General features: G+C 62.7%; 15 protein-coding genes. 12 read left to right on the forward strand and 3 right to left on the reverse strand.

Annotation, left to right across the window (positions count from 1 at the left end; translation table 11 throughout):
• Positions 1-247: 247 nt before the first annotated feature.
• The gene (locus NKI08_RS21290) at positions 248-889 is read right to left on the reverse strand and encodes a peroxiredoxin-like family protein (RefSeq protein ID WP_352473491.1); all 642 of its coding nucleotides are present in this window, start codon (positions 887-889) and stop codon (positions 248-250) included.
• A gap of 417 nt (positions 890-1,306) precedes the next feature.
• On the opposite strand from NKI08_RS21290, the gene NKI08_RS21295 reads away from it, so the two are divergent.
• A complete protein-coding gene (locus tag NKI08_RS21295) occupies positions 1,307-1,909 on the forward strand; it encodes a cupin domain-containing protein (protein WP_352771991.1) in 603 nt (200 codons plus the stop codon).
• Between the two features lie 55 nt (positions 1,910-1,964).
• Here the strand turns inward: NKI08_RS21295 and NKI08_RS21300 are convergent, their stop codons facing one another.
• Positions 1,965-2,873, reverse strand: coding sequence for a hydrogen peroxide-inducible genes activator (locus tag NKI08_RS21300; RefSeq protein WP_352771992.1), 909 nt, complete (start codon positions 2,871-2,873; stop codon positions 1,965-1,967).
• Positions 2,874-3,020: 147 nt separating this feature from the next.
• Here NKI08_RS21300 and katG point away from each other — a divergent pair, with 147 nt between their 5' ends.
• Complete coding sequence (katG, locus tag NKI08_RS21305; protein WP_352473478.1) at positions 3,021-5,219, forward strand: catalase/peroxidase HPI; 2,199 nt, start codon at positions 3,021-3,023, stop codon at positions 5,217-5,219.
• A 75-nt stretch (positions 5,220-5,294) separates the two neighbouring features.
• On the opposite strand, the gene NKI08_RS21310 is transcribed toward katG, so the two are convergent.
• The gene (locus NKI08_RS21310) at positions 5,295-5,972 is read right to left on the reverse strand and encodes an MIP/aquaporin family protein (protein WP_352771994.1); all 678 of its coding nucleotides are present in this window, start codon (positions 5,970-5,972) and stop codon (positions 5,295-5,297) included.
• Positions 5,973-6,316: 344 nt separating this feature from the next.
• Here NKI08_RS21310 and NKI08_RS21315 point away from each other — a divergent pair, with 344 nt between their 5' ends.
• The 10 genes from NKI08_RS21315 (at position 6,317) to NKI08_RS21360 (ending at position 16,205) form a co-directional block, all read left to right on the forward strand.
• A complete protein-coding gene (locus tag NKI08_RS21315) occupies positions 6,317-7,606 on the forward strand; it encodes an RsmB/NOP family class I SAM-dependent RNA methyltransferase (RefSeq protein WP_352473477.1) in 1,290 nt (429 codons plus the stop codon).
• A 125-nt stretch (positions 7,607-7,731) separates the two neighbouring features.
• Positions 7,732-8,190: a PaaI family thioesterase gene (locus tag NKI08_RS21320; RefSeq protein WP_023677140.1), complete on the forward strand. Its 459-nt coding sequence runs from the start codon at positions 7,732-7,734 to the stop codon at positions 8,188-8,190.
• Positions 8,191-8,216: 26 nt separating this feature from the next.
• Positions 8,217-8,867 carry a 5'-methylthioadenosine/S-adenosylhomocysteine nucleosidase gene (locus NKI08_RS21325; protein WP_352473476.1) on the forward strand — a complete coding sequence of 217 codons (651 nt, stop codon included), beginning with the start codon at positions 8,217-8,219 and terminating at the stop codon, positions 8,865-8,867.
• 252 nt (positions 8,868-9,119) lie between these two features.
• Positions 9,120-9,356, forward strand: coding sequence for a helix-turn-helix domain-containing protein (locus tag NKI08_RS21330; protein ID WP_352473475.1), 237 nt, complete (start codon positions 9,120-9,122; stop codon positions 9,354-9,356).
• Positions 9,357-9,453: 97 nt separating this feature from the next.
• Positions 9,454-10,446, forward strand: coding sequence for a hypothetical protein (locus tag NKI08_RS21335; protein ID WP_352771997.1), 993 nt, complete (start codon positions 9,454-9,456; stop codon positions 10,444-10,446).
• A 25-nt stretch (positions 10,447-10,471) separates the two neighbouring features.
• Positions 10,472-11,521, forward strand: a complete 1,050-nt coding sequence (locus NKI08_RS21340) for a hypothetical protein (RefSeq protein WP_352771999.1) — start codon at positions 10,472-10,474, stop codon at positions 11,519-11,521.
• Positions 11,522-11,734: 213 nt separating this feature from the next.
• Positions 11,735-13,297 (forward strand): glutamine-hydrolyzing GMP synthase, encoded by a 1,563-nt coding sequence (gene guaA, locus NKI08_RS21345; RefSeq protein WP_352473470.1) that lies wholly within the window; start codon positions 11,735-11,737, stop codon positions 13,295-13,297.
• Between the two features lie 333 nt (positions 13,298-13,630).
• Positions 13,631-14,542 (forward strand): alpha/beta hydrolase, encoded by a 912-nt coding sequence (locus tag NKI08_RS21350; protein ID WP_352772001.1) that lies wholly within the window; start codon positions 13,631-13,633, stop codon positions 14,540-14,542.
• Positions 14,543-14,598: 56 nt separating this feature from the next.
• Positions 14,599-15,567, forward strand: a complete 969-nt coding sequence (locus NKI08_RS21355) for an RNA polymerase sigma factor (protein WP_352772069.1) — start codon at positions 14,599-14,601, stop codon at positions 15,565-15,567.
• The gene (locus NKI08_RS21360) at positions 15,561-16,205 is read left to right on the forward strand and encodes an SGNH/GDSL hydrolase family protein (protein WP_352473466.1); all 645 of its coding nucleotides are present in this window, start codon (positions 15,561-15,563) and stop codon (positions 16,203-16,205) included. Before NKI08_RS21355 ends, NKI08_RS21360 begins: the two co-directional genes overlap by 7 nt.
• Positions 16,206-16,235 lie beyond the last annotated feature (30 nt).

A 16,235-nucleotide genomic window follows, 5' to 3' on the forward strand; every position in this document is an offset into this window, starting at 1 on the left:
AGCCATGGCGAGTTCCTCTCGTTGAAGGGAACTCCATGGTCAGATCGACCCCTCTACCCGCTCAAGTCAAAATGGCAGTCGCGCCATCTCAGAACGAGGCGCCTCTCCCGCGAAGCGGGTTCGTGCATTGGGCGCGAAGCGGTCATCCACGATCCTCAGGTTCTGACCCAGGACGGCCGTTCCCCGGTAGTGAGCGGGAAGGGCGCGGTCGTCGAGCGAGTTGTCAGCCGCCTATTTCCGCAGCCCATCAATGTGCAACTTGGGAAGCCGCTGACATCAATTCCTCCGGATTCGGCGCCTTGAAGGTATTGAGGCCATCCTCCAGAACTTCAGTGAAGTTCCAGCGTACGATGCCCGCCCGGTCGATTAGGAACTGACCGACAAGCTGCCCCTGGCCGGAAGCCATCGCCTGCTGGTCGGCTCCCGTAATCTCATATCCTTCCTTCTTGTTAAGAAACTCGTACATTGCCATGACGTCCATAGGCTCGGGCAACTCGCCCGGCAGATCGATACGGATCGCCATGACCGTGTCCATCCCGACCTCGCGCAAGCCGAAAGCACGGTGCGAGGCCCGCTCCGGGTCGGATGCGGCGAGAAGATCGGGTGCCGGGTGGTAACGGAAATAGAGCCGCGCCCGCTCGACTGGCGTATTGACCACCGCCAGGCATTCGACGCCTTTCTCACGCAGGGCCGGCTTAAGTTGCGCCATCGCCGCGACATGGCGCCGGCAGAACGGACAGTGCAGGCCTCGGAACAAACCGATCAACAACGGGCTACGGCCTCGAAAATCGTCGAGCGCGATCTTGCCTTCGCGGGAGATCGCATCGAGAATAATATTCGGCGCCCGGTCGCCCGGCTGGAGCGGGCGTTCGACATTACTCGTGGACATGGACAACCTCCTCGCCCCGGATAAGCACACCCAGCCATCCGGAGTTGAGTCCATGCTGGGCAACGCCAGGGCAAAAATGCGTTCGACCTTTGCCATATTGCCGAGGTCGAGATTACGCGCGTTGCAAGTGCATCATAACACGAAAAAAGCCTCTGCGGGTCGCCCGTTTCGCGAGCTGTCGCGAGCGCTGTGGTAAAACAATGTAATCGTCTCATCCGTGCCATGGGACGACACAGCGGCGGGACCGATTGGATCTTCACATGCTCGCGGTGTTCAAGTCTTGAAACTTGGGCGGCTTCGATGTGCCCGGACGTCAAATGCCGACCGTACAGATCGCGGAACTCTGCCCTCAGCGGAACCGACCGCCATGCAGCCAGTTAACCCGCATGAAACTTCCGACCAGCGCAAGGCCACGTCATGAGCATTTTGCAAACCACGAAGAAAGCCGTCGGGCAGGTCACCGGCGTCGCCAGGCCGGGCCGGCGAGAGGTCGCCGACCTCCTGAGGCCGCGCAAACCGAACGAGTTTCGGTTCAGCGATGATGGCCTGGTGCCCAACCATCCGTTCTGGCCGCTGGTCGTCTATCGCGGTGCCGTGACGCTGCCCGAAGACTTCGATCCGGCGGCTGTCATCGAGGCGCTTTTCGAGGCAAATGGCTGGGGCGATAGCTGGCGCAACGGCATCTACGGTTACGTCCACTACCATTCGCGGATACACGAGGTGCTGGGCGTTGCGCGCGGCACGGCCAAGGTCCGCTTTGGCGGCAGCAAGGGGCGGACGCTGTCGCTGAAGGCCGGCGACGTCGCGGTGCTTCCGGCCGGCACCGGGCACCAGCGTCTTTCCGCATCCGACGATTTTCTGGTTGTCGGCGCCTATCCTCCATCCGGCACCTATGACCTGTGTACGACCGCCGCCGACCATGCCAAAGCGGTCGTCACGATCCCCAGGGTCGGCCGTCCGCGCAAGGACCCTGTCTATGGAAGCAACGGCCCGTTGCTCGCAGCCTGGGAAAAGGATTGAAGCCGTTTTCTTGCAGGTTGGCTTCGGGGCTAAAACCGGATCCTTGACCCGCCGCTCAAGCCGCCAGCACCGCCGCATCCAGCCCGCGAATGATCTTCGCCAGTTCGACGCACTCGTCGTGCCGGACCTTGTTGCGCCGCCAGGCGAGGCAGATCGTGCGTTGCGGCATCGGTTCCTGGAACGGCACGATCTTCAAATCGGGGATAGTGCTGGCCGGCCCTGCCGCCATTTCCGGGATGAGCGTGACGCCGAGCCCGTGCGCCACCATCTGTAAGAGCGTCGTCAGGCTGGTCGCGCCATAGCTTGCCATCGCCACCGGCCGCACGTTGCCGCACACGGCGAGCGCCTGTTCGCGCAGGCAATGGCCTTCCTCCAGCAGCATCAGCCGCTCCAGTGCCGGGCTCTCCGGTGGCACCGGCGGCGAGGCGAAGGCGGGATCGCCGGCCGGCACGGCCAGGAAGAACCGGTCGGAGAAAAGTTCCTCGGTAATCAGGCCTGGGTAGTCGAGAGGCAGCGCCGCGACGAAGGCGTCGAGCTTACCCGAACTGGTGTCCTCGACCAGCGAGGCGGTCACCGCTTCGCGCAGTTCCAGCTGCAAGGCCGGGAAATGCCGTTTCAGCTCCGGCAGCACATGCGGCAAGAGATAGGGCGCCACCGTCGGGATGATGCCGAGCCGGAAGCGGCCTTCCAGCGCCGGGCGGCCGCGCCGGGCCGTCGCCTCGACGTCGCGGACGTCGGCAAGAATGCGCTCGATGCGCGGCAGCAGGGCCACGGCCTCGTCGGTCATCCGCACCACCTTTCCGCCGCGCTCGAACAGACGGCAATTCAGCCGCAGCTCCATCTGGGCGATCTGCGAAGACAGCGCCGGCTGGCTGACGCCGGCGAGTTTTGCGGCACGGCCGAAATGCAGCGTCTGCGCCAGCGCCTCGAAATAATGCATCTGCCGGACGGTTAAACCGATCATAAGGAAAACCTATCAGAATAAACAGCAAAGGCAATTTGTCTTTATCGGCTGGGCGGGCTAGTCTGGAACCATTCCAGGATGGCGCGGCCGCCGGCCCTGCCCGGAAAATCAACAAAATCCCGAAAAATCAACAAATCGGAGGCAAAGATGGACGCGAAAACCGACGACAACAGCGCCGGCAAATGCCCGGTCCCACATGGATCGGCCAGGAGAAGCAACCGTGACTGGTGGCCGAACCAGCTTGACCTTGGCGTCCTCCATCAGCAGTCCAGCCTGTCGGACCCGATGGACGAGGACTTCGACTACGCCAAGGAATTCAAGAGTCTCGATCTCGATGCGGTGATCAGGGATCTGCACCAGGTGATGACCGATTCGCAGGATTGGTGGCCGGCCGATTTCGGCCATTACGGCCCGCTCTTCATCCGCATGGCCTGGCACAGCGCCGGTACCTATCGCATCGGCGACGGCCGTGGCGGCGCCGGCGCCGGCCAGCAGCGTTTCGCGCCGCTCAACAGCTGGCCGGACAACGCCAATCTCGACAAGGCGCGCCGGCTGCTGTGGCCGGTCAAGCAGAAATACGGCAGGAAAATCTCCTGGGCCGACCTGTTGATCCTCACCGGCAACGTCGCGCTGGAATCGATGGGCTTCAAGACCTTCGGCTTCGCCGGCGGCCGCGCCGATGTCTGGGAGCCGGAGCAGGACGTCGACTGGGGATCGGAAACCAAGTGGCTCGCCGACGAGCGCTATTCCGGCGACCGCGAACTTCAGGGCCATCTCGGCGCCGTGCAGATGGGGCTGATCTACGTCAACCCGGAAGGCCCGAACGGCACGCCCGATCCATTGGCCGCGGCGCGCGATATCCGCGAAACCTTCGCCCGCATGGCCATGAACGATGAGGAAACCGTGGCGCTCATCGCCGGCGGCCATACCTTCGGCAAGACCCATGGCGCCGGCGATGCATCGCTGGTCGGCCCGGAGCCGGAAGGCGCCGACATCGAGGCGCAGGGCCTCGGCTGGTCGAGCAAGCATGCCACCGGCATTGCCGGCGACGCCATCACCTCGGGCCTCGAGGTGACCTGGACCACGACGCCGACCAAATGGAGCAACAACTTCTTCGACAATCTGTTCAACTACGAATGGGAGCTGACCAAGAGCCCGGCCGGCGCCCATCAGTGGACGCCGAAGGGCGGCGCCGGTGCAGGCACCGTGCCGGACGCGCACGATCCCTCCAAGCGCCGCGCGCCGGCGATGCTGACCACCGACCTCGCGCTACGCGTCGACCCGGCCTACGAGAAGATCTCGCGGCGCTTCCATCAGAATCCTGATCAGTTCGCCGATGCCTTCGCCCGCGCCTGGTTCAAGCTGACGCATCGCGACATGGGTCCGGCCGTCCGCTATCTCGGCCCGCTCGTGCCGAAGGAAGAGCTGATCTGGCAGGACCCGATACCGGCAATCGACCACGAGCTGGTCAGCGAGCAGGACATCGTCTCGCTGAAGGCGAAGATCCTGGCCTCCGGCCTGTCCGTCTCAGAACTGGTCTCGACCGCCTGGGCCTCGGCCTCGACTTTCCGCGGCTCCGACAAGCGCGGCGGCGCCAACGGCGCCCGCATCCGCCTGGCGCCGCAGAAGGATTGGGAGGTCAACCAGCCGGCGCAGCTGGCCAAGGTGCTCGAGACACTCGAAAGCATCCAGAAGGGTTTCAATAACTCGCAGTCCGGCGGCAAGAAGGTCTCGCTTGCCGACCTGATCGTTCTTGGCGGCGTCGCCGCGATCGAGAAGGCGGCGAAAGACGGCGGCCATGACGTGGGGGTGCCGTTCACGCCAGGCCGCATGGACGCCTCGCAGGAACAGACCGATGTCCAGTCCTTCGCCGCGCTCGAGCCGAAAGTCGATGGCTTCCGCAATTATGTCAGGGGCAAGCCGCCGATGTCGGTCGAAGCGATGCTGGTCGACCGGGCGCAGCTGCTGATCTTGACGGCGCCGGAGATGACGGTGCTCGTCGGCGGGTTGCGGGTGCTCGGCGCCAACACCGGTCAGTCGAAGCACGGGGTGTTCACCGACAGGCCGGGCACGTTGACCAACGATTTCTTCGTCAACCTGCTCTCCATGAACACGATCTGGGATCCGGCCGCCGGCTCAGATGAGGTCTACGAAGCGCGCGACCGCAAGACCAGGGCAGTCAAGTGGACCGGCACCCGCGCCGACCTGATCTTCGGCTCGCACGCGCAATTGCGGGCGCTGGCCGAGGTCTACGGCTCGGCGGACGCCGGGCGGAAGTTCGTCAGGGACTTCGTCGCCGCCTGGACCAAGGTGATGAACGCCGACCGTTTCGACCTCGCGGCCTGATCCGGGCATATTTCTCGACGCAACGAAAAAGGCGCGGGCCTCGACCCGCGCCTTTTTCATGAAGCCTTCGAAAAGTCAGTCTTTCTCGAAGATACCGGCCTTGGCGACCACGCCGGCGATGGCGCCGCCGATCAGCGGCGCGAGGATGAACAGCCAGAGCTGGCCGATCGCCGCAGTTCCCGAAAACAGCGCCGGTCCGATCGAACGGGCCGGGTTGAGCGATGTGCCGGTCACCGGAATGATGGCGAAGTGCAGTCCGGCCAGCGTCAGGCCGATGACCAGGCCGGCGAAGGCCGTCGTGTGCTTGGCGTTGGTGACGCCGAGGATCACCGTGACGAAGGTGAAGGTGCCGATCAGCTCCCACAGGAAGGCCGAGCTGACGCCCCATTTCGTCACGTCCCAGCCATTGGCGCCGAAGCCACCGGTGTGGCCGCCGACCTGTCCGGAGACGATGATCCACAGCGCCAGCGACGCGATGATGGCGCCGATGACCTGCGCGATCCAATAGGGAATGACGTCCCTGGCCGGCATCCGCCCGGCGAGGAACACACCGAGCGTCACTGCCGGATTGAGGTGCGCGCCCGAAATCGGGCCGATCGCGTAAGCGGCCGCTATCAGGCCGATGCCGAACGCCAGACCGATACCTTCCTGGCCGAGCGGCAGCGCGCCGCCGAAGCCGCCCGTCACCACCGAAGCCGTGCCGATGAACACCAATAGAAACGTGCCTAGAACTTCCGCCAGATAAGTTTTCATTGCCCTCTCCTCGTATCGACCCGCGGCTCCGCTTTTTCTGCGACGCGAATCACCGCGCAAAGAGTATTCGCAACCGGAAAACTTGCAAAGCAGAGCAGTTTCGCAAGCCGCTATGCTTGTGAGCGCCGGACACGAACATTAGAGACGTATAATATATTTATCGAATTGTTCGTTCCGCATGCCGGCGCCCGCCTGGTGGCCGCGGCTCGCGATGCATCAATCCACATTCGTCACCCCTCGGCATGGATCGTCTCGCCGTTGGCGAAACAGAACTGTTTCAATCAGGGCACGAAAAGCTCTAAGAGCAGGGCCAGAATTAATTTACTGAATAATGGAAGACGACAATGAGACTGGGCGGGCGGCTGGCGGCAGCCATTGAAGTGCTTGACGAAATTGGCCGTCGCCACCGGCCGGTGGCCGATGCGCTGAAGGACTGGGGCCTGTCGCACCGCTTCGCCGGCGGCGGCGACCGCGCCGCGATCGGCAACATCGTCTACGACGCGCTGCGCCGCAAGCGCTCGGCCGGCTGGCTGTTGGGCGAAGACACACCGCGCGCCATCGGCTTCGGCGCGCTGCTGCTCGAATGGGGCCAGACGGCGCAGTCGCTGAACGAGGCGCTCGAGGGCGACAAGTTCGCGCCGCCGCTGCTTACCGCCGACGAATTGAAAACGCTCGGCGGTCGCCGGCTTGCCGATGCGCCGCCGGCGGTCAGGGCAGACATCCCCGACTGGTGCATGCCGCTGTTCGAACGGGCGTTCGGCACGGCCTGGGTGGAAGAGGGTGCCGCGCTGGCGACGCGCCCGCCGCTCGACCTCAGGGTCAACACGCTGAAGGCCGATCGCGGCAAGGTGCTGGCCGAGTTGGCGGAGACCGGCGCCAAGCCTGCGCGGATCGCGCCGCACGGCATCCGCATCCCGCCGATCGAAGGCGACGGCAGGCACCCGAACGTGCAGGCCGAACCGGCCTTCCAGAAAGGCTGGTTCGAGGTTCAGGACGAAGGCTCGCAGATTGCGGCCGAACTGGCCGGCGCCGAGCCTGGAATGCAGGTGCTCGACTTCTGCGCCGGCGCCGGCGGCAAGACGCTGGCGCTGTCCGCGGCGATGGACAATCGCGGCCAGATCTTCGCCCACGATGCGGAGAAGGCAAGGCTGGCGCCGATCTTCGACCGCATCCGCCGCTCGGAAAACCGCAATGTGCAGATCGTCACCAGGCCGGCCGAACTGGCGCCGCTCGGCAAGCACATGGATATCGCCCTGATCGATGCGCCCTGCACCGGCAGCGGCACCTGGCGGCGCCGGCCGGATGCCAAATGGCGGTTGACGCAAAGACAGCTCGACGCCCGCAAGGGCGAGCAGGAGACGATCCTCGATGCCGCCAGGGACTTCGTCAAACCCGGCGGCCTGCTGGTCTACATCACCTGTTCGGTGTTCGACGAGGAGAATGGCGACCAGGTTTCGGCGTTCCGGGACCGCCATCCCGATTTTGTCCCGGTCGATCACCGCCAGCTTTGGGACAGCCGTTTTGCGGGCCACGAAGCGGCAATGCGCATTGGCGCCGCGGGCGGCATTTCGCTGTCGCCATTGCTGAGCGGCACCGACGGCTTTTACTTCTGCGCGCTGCGGCGGGCCGGCTGAATCGTTGCCATCGATACAGGGCTAAGCCGAATGCTGCAGTGCAGCATTTGCGATTGCCTGCCGCCCACCCCTCTGCGATAAATGCCTTTGCAATAAGATTTGCCGAGAAACAAAGGGCGACGGCCATGGCAGCAAAGATCGTTCCTGCTCCCGATTATGAGGACCGCGTCAGGACGTCCTTCGCGCGCCAGAACGCGATGATGACGATTGGCGCCGAGCTGACGCTGGTGACGCCCGGCATCATCGAGATCGAAATGCCCTATTCTGCGGCGCTGACGCAGCAGCACGGCTTTCTCCATGCCGGCGTCATTTCGACGGCTCTCGACTCGGCCTGCGGCTATGCGGCATTCTCGCTGATGCCGGAAAATTCCGGCGTGCTGACCATCGAGTTCAAGGTCAATCTGCTGGCGCCCGGCAGGGGCGAGCGCTTCCTGTTCCGCGGCTCGGTGACCAAGCCCGGCCGCACCATCATCGTCGCCGACGGACAAGCCTATGCGTTCGCCGTCGACGGCGAGGCCAAGCTGATCGCCACAATGACCGGAACGATGATGACAGTGCTCGGCCGCGACGGCATCGAAGGCTGAGGAGCGGGTAGGGAGGATGGACGATCATGGCCGGCAAGACACCTGGTGAGCTCACCCCGATCTCCGGCAAGTCCGTTCTCTTCGTCATGGCGGCGGAGGCCGAATACGGTCCACACCTGCAGCGGCTGTTCACGCCGCTGATGACCGGCGTCGGACCGGTCGAGGCCGGTATCGGGCTCGGCGCCGAACTATCCCGGCTGCATGCCGGGATGGGGCTGCCCGATCTCGTCGTGTCGCTCGGGTCGGCGGGCAGCCGGACGCTGGAGCAGACGGAAATCTACCAGGCCGTTTCGGTTGGCTACCGCGACATGGACGCCTCGCCCCTGGGGTTCGAGAAGGGCGCCACCCCGTTCCTCGACCTGCCTGTAAGCGTGCCGCTGCCGTTCAGGATACCAGGCGTCAGACAGGCGACGCTGTCGACCGGGGCGGCAATCGTCTCCGGCGCCGCCTACGACGCGATCGCCGCCGACATGGTCGATATGGAGACCTTCGCCTGCCTGCGCGCCTGCCAGCTGTTCGACGTTCCGCTTATCGGCCTGCGCGGCATTTCCGACGGCGCGGCCGATCTGAGACACGTTGGCGACTGGACCGAATATCTGCACGTCATCGACGAGAAGCTGGCCGCGGCGGTGCAACTGCTGGAACAGGCGATCGCCTCAGGCGCAATCCGGTTTTGAATCATCGCCTAAGGCGCGGGATTGAAGTAAGGCCGCGACCTCATAACCTATTGCGCCGACTCGTTCTTTCTCCAAACGCTCGCCATGGCAACATGTCGGCTTTCATTGGTTTAGCAAAAACTATTATGCAGATTTGTTCCCACCTGTGCCGCCCAAAATAGATAGTCGGAAACCAGCCCGGATATGTCGCCAGACTTTTTTGTTAGGCCGGTATCGCCTACATATCGTGACAACCATGACATATCGATTCGCATGATGCTTTACGTCCCGATGACGGCGACCGAATTCCGCGCTTGCCTAGCCGCCATCCCACTTTCGCAACTGGCTTTCTCTCGATTGCTAAGTGTTGCCCCGCGCACGGTACGCTCTTGGGCGCTGGCGGAGCGGCAGATACCGCCGCATGCCGCCATGATCGCCCGCCTGCTGGCGACGAAGCGAATTACGGTGAAACAGTTGCAGCACGCGGCCATGACCCAACTTAACGGCTAGGCTTTTTCAGCCTTGTAGCATAGGCACTATCAACCTATATTCTCTGGCTGCCGGGCAGCCGTCGTTCCCGATAGGCGCGGCAACGGGAGTAAAACTTATGAGTGACGTCGAAAACATTACGGCGCCCACACCATGGGAGCCAAAATTCCATCTCGACCTCAAAACCGCCAATTCGGGCACATTCTATGCCCTGGTTGATCAGTTTGAGGAATGGAGGAAAACCCGAGCTGAAAACGAGGACAAGCTTGCCAATGGATGGCATATCATAACTTCGGAAATGGCCGAAGGGCTGTTGCTCAAGAATCCAGCCGGGTCCAATCGCAAGGCCGTATTAGCTAACATTGTCTACTACGCGGAACAGATGGCCGCGGAGGATTGGCCCGAAACCGGGCAGCCGTTGATCTTCGATGTCGATGGCAAGCTGCTAGACGGTCAGCATCGCCTCTGGGCTTGCTACCTTTCCGGGGTGCCGTTCGCAACTTACGTTGTCAATCAGCGCAAGCCTATCAAATCGGCCTTCGCCTACATCGATAACGTCAAGGCGCGCACGGCCAAGGATGCGCTAGCCACGGCGGGCCTGAATGGCCTTTCGGCTCTGACGGCGCAAACGGTGATGATTGCCCAGCTTTACGAAAACAAAGCCTATACTGCGACGAAGAAGCACCGTCTTCCGCGCATGTCGCCCAAACAATTCATCGACTACGTCGAGGCGAATCCGAACATTCGCCGGGGCGCCCAGTTGATGGCGGGTGAGCATGCCTCCGCATCCGCGATGATAGGCCATAACGATGTCGCGGCCTTTGCGGCGGTCAAGATTCTCGACCTCCATGATGAATTCACGCTCGACGAGTTCATGAACGACGTGGGTTCCGAGGGTGAAGAATTCGGCGCGGGAAGCCCGATTGCGGGTTTGCAGCATGTCCTGAAACTCAACAGCGTTGCCAAGGAGCCGATGCAGAAACATCAGGTCTTGGCGCATGTCATCAAGGCATTCAATGCTTGGATGGCTGGCGAGCAGGTCAAGAAAATCAGTCTGAGGGTTGATGAAACATTCCCGCGTTTCATGCCGAAACAAGCCGAGGCCGCATAAAAACGTTCAACGGGGAGGCGCGCGAATGCGCCTCCATTTTTCGCGCAAGGACAGAACCAAAATGGCTGTTCATTATCTAGACCATCCTTTCGCTGGAATCTGGCCTCTGTTGGGCGGCGAGGATTTTGCGGAATTCGTGGCCGATATCCGGGCCAACGGTATGCATATGCCGATCGTGCTTTATCAGGGAAGGATTCTAGACGGGCGCGCCCGTTACCGCGCCTGCATTGAGGCGGGCATTGAGCCGCGCTTTGAAAATACCGGCACGCTAAACGATGTTGGCGCGCTTGATCTGGCCGTTTCGCTCAACGACTATCGGCGGCAACATTCAACCTTTGAGCGGCGGGCTTTCGCGGCGGCAAGGCTGGCGCATTTAAAGCAACAAATTCAATTTCAAGAAACGATAGAAATGCCTGCCAGCGCAACGCGTGATCCTAGCCTTCCCGGTCACAATCGTTTCGTTAAACAAGCGGCCTTGATCATGGATGTTTCTACGGGTTCGCTTGCCCGCGCCCGCACCGTTGTGCAGTACGCGCCGGAACTGGAAAAGGCCGTCGTGGATAAGAGAATCGGACTTCAAACTGCGTCCGAAAAAGCGCGCCCGCCAAATGCCACGCACGTCAAGCGGACCGCTGCTAAGCGATCCGCAGCCAAGGAATCCGCCGCCGAGGAAATCTATCAACGCGGGCTGGAATTCCGCCGCAACATTCCGAAAACCAACTTTCTGACACCGGAAGAAGTTGATCCGGATTTCGAGGGCACACCGCTCGAATTCGCCACCAAATACGGTCACGTTCTTACCAAAACTGCCTCACAGCGCGAACAGGAGGCGGCGCAAGCACGCGGCGGGGATTTCGTGGCTTGGCTCCGTAAGTGTGCCAGCGGTGCGCCGGCTAATGTCAGTGAAACCGATTTGCTAGCCTATATCAGGGGCAACGGCGCCGAACCCGGTTATCGACTCAACAAGCTCACCGAACGTTGGGCGGCACTCGATGCCATGCATGCCCGCTTTGCCGCGCTGGTCGCGCAACTGGAATCGCATCTGGCCGGCAAGCCGATCGAAGTAAAGCGCTAGTTCACCCTGCCCGCTCCAGATCGAGAGGAGCTACGTTGCCTGCCTCGGCCAGAAGGGTTCGCGGCGCTGATGGGCGCCTTGCGGTCGCTCGGCGCGGAGCGGACCGAGGCATCGATAGAGCCGCTCGCATTTAAGACGGTACAGCGGAATCGGATTGAGGCAGACGCCCAGCAACCCATTGCGCCGACTCGTTTCTTTCTCTAAACGCTCGCCATGAAAACAGCCAATCATCCCGACACCGTCCTGATTGTCGATTTCGGCAGCCAGTTCACCCAGCTGATCGCCCGCCGCATCCGCGAGGCCGGCGTGTTTTCCGAGATCGTACCCTTCCAGTCGGCCGAGGCGGCGTTCAAGCGCATCGATCCGAAGGCGGTGATCCTGTCCGGCGGCCCGGCCTCGACCGGCGACATCGGCAGCCCGCGCGCGCCGCAGATCGTCTTCGATGCCGGCGTGCCGGTGCTCGGCATCTGCTACGGCCAGATGGCGATGTGCGTGCAGATGGGCGGCGTCGCCGAAAGCTCCGATCATCGCGAATTCGGCCGCGCCTTCGTCGAGATCGCCAAGGACAGCCCGTTGTTCGAGGGCCTGTGGGCGCCCGGCCAGCGCCACCAGGTGTGGATGAGCCATGGCGATCGCGTCATCTCCCTGCCCAAGGGGTTCGAGGTGCTCGGAAAATCGGAGGGCTCGCCCTTCGCCATCTTCGGCAATGTCGAGCGCAAAATGTACGGCCTCATGTTCCACCCCGAAGTGGTGCATACGCCGGACGGCGCCAGGTTGCTCCGCAACTTCGTCCACAACATCGCCGGCATCGAAGGCGACTGGACGATGCGCGCCTACCGCGAGCACGCGGTCGAGACGATCCGCAAGCAGGTCGGCAAGGGCAAGGTGATCTGCGCGCTGTCGGGCGGCGTCGATTCCTCGGTCGCGGCCTTGCTGATCCACGAGGCGGTCGGCGACCAGCTTACCTGCATCCTTGTCGACCACGGGCTGATGCGCAAGGACGAGGCATCAGGCGTGGTGGAGATGTTTCGCCAGCATTACAATCTGCCGCTGATCCTGGTCGACGCTTCGGACCGTTTCATCGGCGCGCTCGAGGGCGAGTCGGACCCCGAGAAGAAGCGCAAGACCATCGGGCGGCTGTTCATCGAAGTGTTCGAGGAGGAGGCCGAGAAGCTCGGCGGCGCCGATTTCCTGGCACAAGGCACCCTCTATCCCGACGTCATCGAAAGCGTCTCTTTCAGCGGCGGCCCGTCGGTGACGATCAAGTCGCATCACAATGTCGGCGGCTTGCCCGAACGCATGAACATGCAGCTGGTCGAGCCGCTGCGCGAATTGTTCAAGGACGAGGTGAGGGCGCTCGGCAAGGAGCTCGGCCTGCCCGACAGCTTCATTGGCCGGCATCCGTTCCCCGGTCCCGGTCTCGCCATCCGCTGTCCGGGCGGCATCACCCGCGAAAAGCTGGAGATCCTGCGCGAGGCCGACGCCATCTATCTCGACGAGATCCGCAAGGCCGGACTCTACGACGCCATCTGGCAGGCCTTCGCCGTGCTGCTGCCGGTGCAGACCGTCGGCGTGATGGGCGACGGCCGCACCTACGAGTTCGTCTGCGCGCTGCGCGCCGTCACCTCGGTCGACGGCATGACGGCAGACTTCTACCATTACGACATGGCATTCCTGGGAGCAGCCGCCACCCGCATCATCAACGAGGTACGCGGCATCAACCGCGTCGTCTACGACGTGACGAGCAAACCGCCAGGCACCATCGAGTGGGAGTGACGAGGAGTAGTGCGGAGTAGAAGAGGATAGAGCAGCACGTTTAAGGCGATGTTGGCTCGGCGATAATAGTCAATAGTCCCAGCCCCCGGCCACCCGGCGACGGCATAGACGAAGCATCTGGCCGATCGGCGAATGTCTGGAACGAACGTCCCACAGAGAAGGGTGGAGCAGCCTAGCCTTGCTGGGTTTGACACCCGGGGTCCGCGGCAACTGCCACCGGCGAGGCGTTGCATCTGCCGGCCACGTATCCTTTCGCTGGGTTCATCCGTCTTAGCTGTTCATGGGCACGGTCATCCTTAACATCGCCCTCCTGGACGAATTGGAGCGTGACAAATGAACAGCAAGCAGAGCCTAGCGAACAAGATACACTACGAAACGCTCGCGGAGGCTTTTCGCAGCGGTCGAGAATCGCCACAGGAAGCATCCGAGTGGTCCGTTTTGACGGCAGAACCGGGCGGCGTCGATTACGTCGAGACGAACGTCGGCGACAAGACCGCGCTGTGGGTTCAGCCAAAAACGGCGGCCAAAGACCGGGTCATGCTTTACCTGCACGGCGGTGGCTATGTCGGCGGATCGATCTGGACCCATCGCAAGATGGTCGGACACCTTGCTAAGGCGATCGGCTGTTACGCTCTGCTCGCTACCTACGACTACGTTTTCCAGAGCAAGTTTCCGCGCCAAATCGAGCAGGCCGTGACCGCGTTCGAATGGCTCGCCGAGCAGGGTGTCGCGCCGAAGCACACCATAGCTGCAGGCGATTCCGCTGGTGCTGGCCTGATCGTTGCGGCGGCGATGAAACTCCGCGATGCGGGACGGCCGCTGCCGGCCGCGATCCTCAGCATCTCTGGCTGGTATGATCTGTCGGCGAGCGGGCACTCCTACGAAAGCAACCGCGAGAAGGACGCCTTCTTCCAGAAGGCGGTCGTGGATATGCTGGTATCGCAAGTCCTTGCGGGGACCGATCCCCGGCATCCACTCGCCAGCCCGATCTTTGCCGATCTGAAGGGCCTGCCGCCGATCTATCTGCAAGTGGGTGGAGACGAAACCCTGCTCGACGACAGCCGAGCGCTCGCCGACCGCGCGAAAGCCGCCGGCGTCGAGATGCGCTTAGACGTATTTCCGGGGATGCTGCACTCGTTCCAGATGATGGCCGGCCGCGCTCCCGAAGCCGACGACGCGATCGCGCGGTTGGCACAATGGGTTCGCCCCAAGCTTGGTCTGGCCGCAACCGCAGACACGCGCTGAAGGTCAGGAGGTCGCATGACTGGCAAATTGAAACCAAGATGTGGCAGCTGAAGGACATGCCCAAGCGACCGACCGGCCTGTTCGATGCGCGATATCGCGCCTTCCTCGAGACGGTGTCAGGCGTCCGCGCCCAACTGCATCGCTACTGCGCCCGCATGACGGGCTCACGCCTCGACGGTGAGGATCTCGTGCAGGAGACGCTGTTCGAGGCCTACACGAAGATTAAGACCCTCGATGATCCCCGCAGGCTAAAACCCTGGTTGTTTCGCATCGCTCACAATCGCTGCATCGACTTTCTGAGGCGACGCGATGTGCGCGAGCGCGCGGAGCACGGCTATTCGGACGACATCGGCGTTGTCTCTGCAGAGCCGGCAGCGACCGATGCACGCCGCGCCATCGAACGGCTGGTTGGCCGCTTGCCGCCCAAGGAGCGCGCCTGCATCCTCTTGAAGGACGTGTTCGACTATTCGCTGGAAGAGACCGCAGAACTCGTGGGCTCGACGGTTGGGGGCGTCAAAGCCGCGCTCTCCCGCGGACGGGCGAAGCTCGCCGACTTGCCCGCTGAACCTGCCGGTGAACCGAACCGTCCGCTTGATCCCGACACCGCGCGGCTCTTGCAGCGCTATGTTGACCTCTTCAACCGCCATGACTGGGATGGCGTGCGGAGCCTGACCAGCGCCGATGCCCGGTTGCGGGTCGCCGACTGCTTCGACGGCCTGGTCAGAAGTTCTCCCTATTTCGTCGAATACGAGCGAAACCCGGAGACGTGGACCATGGAGTTGGGGGCGATCGACGGAGAGCCTGTCCTGATCGTGCTCTTCCAGCGAGGCGACCGGTGGCAGGTCGCGTGGCCGGTTCGTGTCCATGTCGCCGGTCGCGTCATCGATCGCATCGAAGATTATTATGCCTGTCCATGGATGTTGGAAAACGCCGCGGAATCCGACCTGAAACTCATGACTGGGCCGCTTTGGGAAGAGCATAAGGCGACGATTTCTCACTCTGGCTTGGCCGAGTCACGATGGTGAATTCTCAACGAAAAATCGTGGCGTGCCTCGGGTCGAGCAGCACGGCGGGCAAGGGCCAGGCATTCGATTGGATGGCGGAGCTCCGCCGGCGGCCGGGCAACGGGCAATTTGAGTTCCGGAATTTTGGTGTCGGCGGCGACTTGGCCTACAACGCGCTGCAGCGCTTGCCGGATGTGCTCGCCTGTCGTCCCGACAAGGTCATCGTCTGGGTCGGCGGGAATGATGTTCTCACGCTCGTGTCACGCAAAGTGCGGCGGTTCTTTACGTTTTGGAAGCGTCTGCCCCGCACGCCTTCGCCCGATTGGTTCCACGAGAATCTGGCCGAGATAGCACGCAGGCTGAGGCGCGAGACGGCGGCGGAGATCGGCCTTTGCTCGCTCCCTCCGATAGAAGAAGCGCCGGATTCGGACGACCCGTTCCAGAGCGAGCTCAACCGGCGGATCAAGGAATATTCTGCGATCGTGGCGGCCATCGCGCACGAGGAACGCTGCGGCTATGTCCCGCTCCATGAGGCGCTCACCGAGGCGGCTCGCGCCTCGCCTGGCCGGCCTACACGGCGTTCATCTTTCTTCCATTCTATCGCGATGCTTTTCGCGTACTGGTGCTGCGGCAGCGTCCGGATGATGTCGCCCGCGTAAATGGCTGGCTATTTCACACAGACGGCGTGC

Origin of the sequence: Mesorhizobium sp. M0768, from assembly GCF_040320195.1 — a bacterium.
Classification (GTDB): Bacteria; Pseudomonadota; Alphaproteobacteria; order Rhizobiales; family Rhizobiaceae; genus Mesorhizobium.

What these genes read in the sequence shown, in the direction of transcription:
- NKI08_RS21290 (WP_352473491.1), bottom strand. Translation starts at nt 889, where the DNA reads ATGTCCACGAGTAATGTCGAACGCCCGCTCCAGCCGGGCGACCGGGCG.
- NKI08_RS21295 (WP_352771991.1), top strand. Translation starts at nt 1,307, where the DNA reads ATGAGCATTTTGCAAACCACGAAGAAAGCCGTCGGGCAGGTCACCGGC.
- NKI08_RS21300 (WP_352771992.1), bottom strand. Translation starts at nt 2,873, where the DNA reads ATGATCGGTTTAACCGTCCGGCAGATGCATTATTTCGAGGCGCTGGCG.
- katG (WP_352473478.1), top strand. Translation starts at nt 3,021, where the DNA reads ATGGACGCGAAAACCGACGACAACAGCGCCGGCAAATGCCCGGTCCCA.
- NKI08_RS21310 (WP_352771994.1), bottom strand. Translation starts at nt 5,972, where the DNA reads ATGAAAACTTATCTGGCGGAAGTTCTAGGCACGTTTCTATTGGTGTTC.
- NKI08_RS21315 (WP_352473477.1), top strand. Translation starts at nt 6,317, where the DNA reads ATGAGACTGGGCGGGCGGCTGGCGGCAGCCATTGAAGTGCTTGACGAA.
- NKI08_RS21320 (WP_023677140.1), top strand. Translation starts at nt 7,732, where the DNA reads ATGGCAGCAAAGATCGTTCCTGCTCCCGATTATGAGGACCGCGTCAGG.
- NKI08_RS21325 (WP_352473476.1), top strand. Translation starts at nt 8,217, where the DNA reads ATGGCCGGCAAGACACCTGGTGAGCTCACCCCGATCTCCGGCAAGTCC.
- NKI08_RS21330 (WP_352473475.1), top strand. Translation starts at nt 9,120, where the DNA reads ATGATGCTTTACGTCCCGATGACGGCGACCGAATTCCGCGCTTGCCTA.
- NKI08_RS21335 (WP_352771997.1), top strand. Translation starts at nt 9,454, where the DNA reads ATGAGTGACGTCGAAAACATTACGGCGCCCACACCATGGGAGCCAAAA.
- NKI08_RS21340 (WP_352771999.1), top strand. Translation starts at nt 10,472, where the DNA reads ATGCGCCTCCATTTTTCGCGCAAGGACAGAACCAAAATGGCTGTTCAT.
- guaA (WP_352473470.1), top strand. Translation starts at nt 11,735, where the DNA reads ATGAAAACAGCCAATCATCCCGACACCGTCCTGATTGTCGATTTCGGC.
- NKI08_RS21350 (WP_352772001.1), top strand. Translation starts at nt 13,631, where the DNA reads ATGAACAGCAAGCAGAGCCTAGCGAACAAGATACACTACGAAACGCTC.
- NKI08_RS21355 (WP_352772069.1), top strand. Translation starts at nt 14,599, where the DNA reads ATGCCCAAGCGACCGACCGGCCTGTTCGATGCGCGATATCGCGCCTTC.
- NKI08_RS21360 (WP_352473466.1), top strand. Translation starts at nt 15,561, where the DNA reads ATGGTGAATTCTCAACGAAAAATCGTGGCGTGCCTCGGGTCGAGCAGC.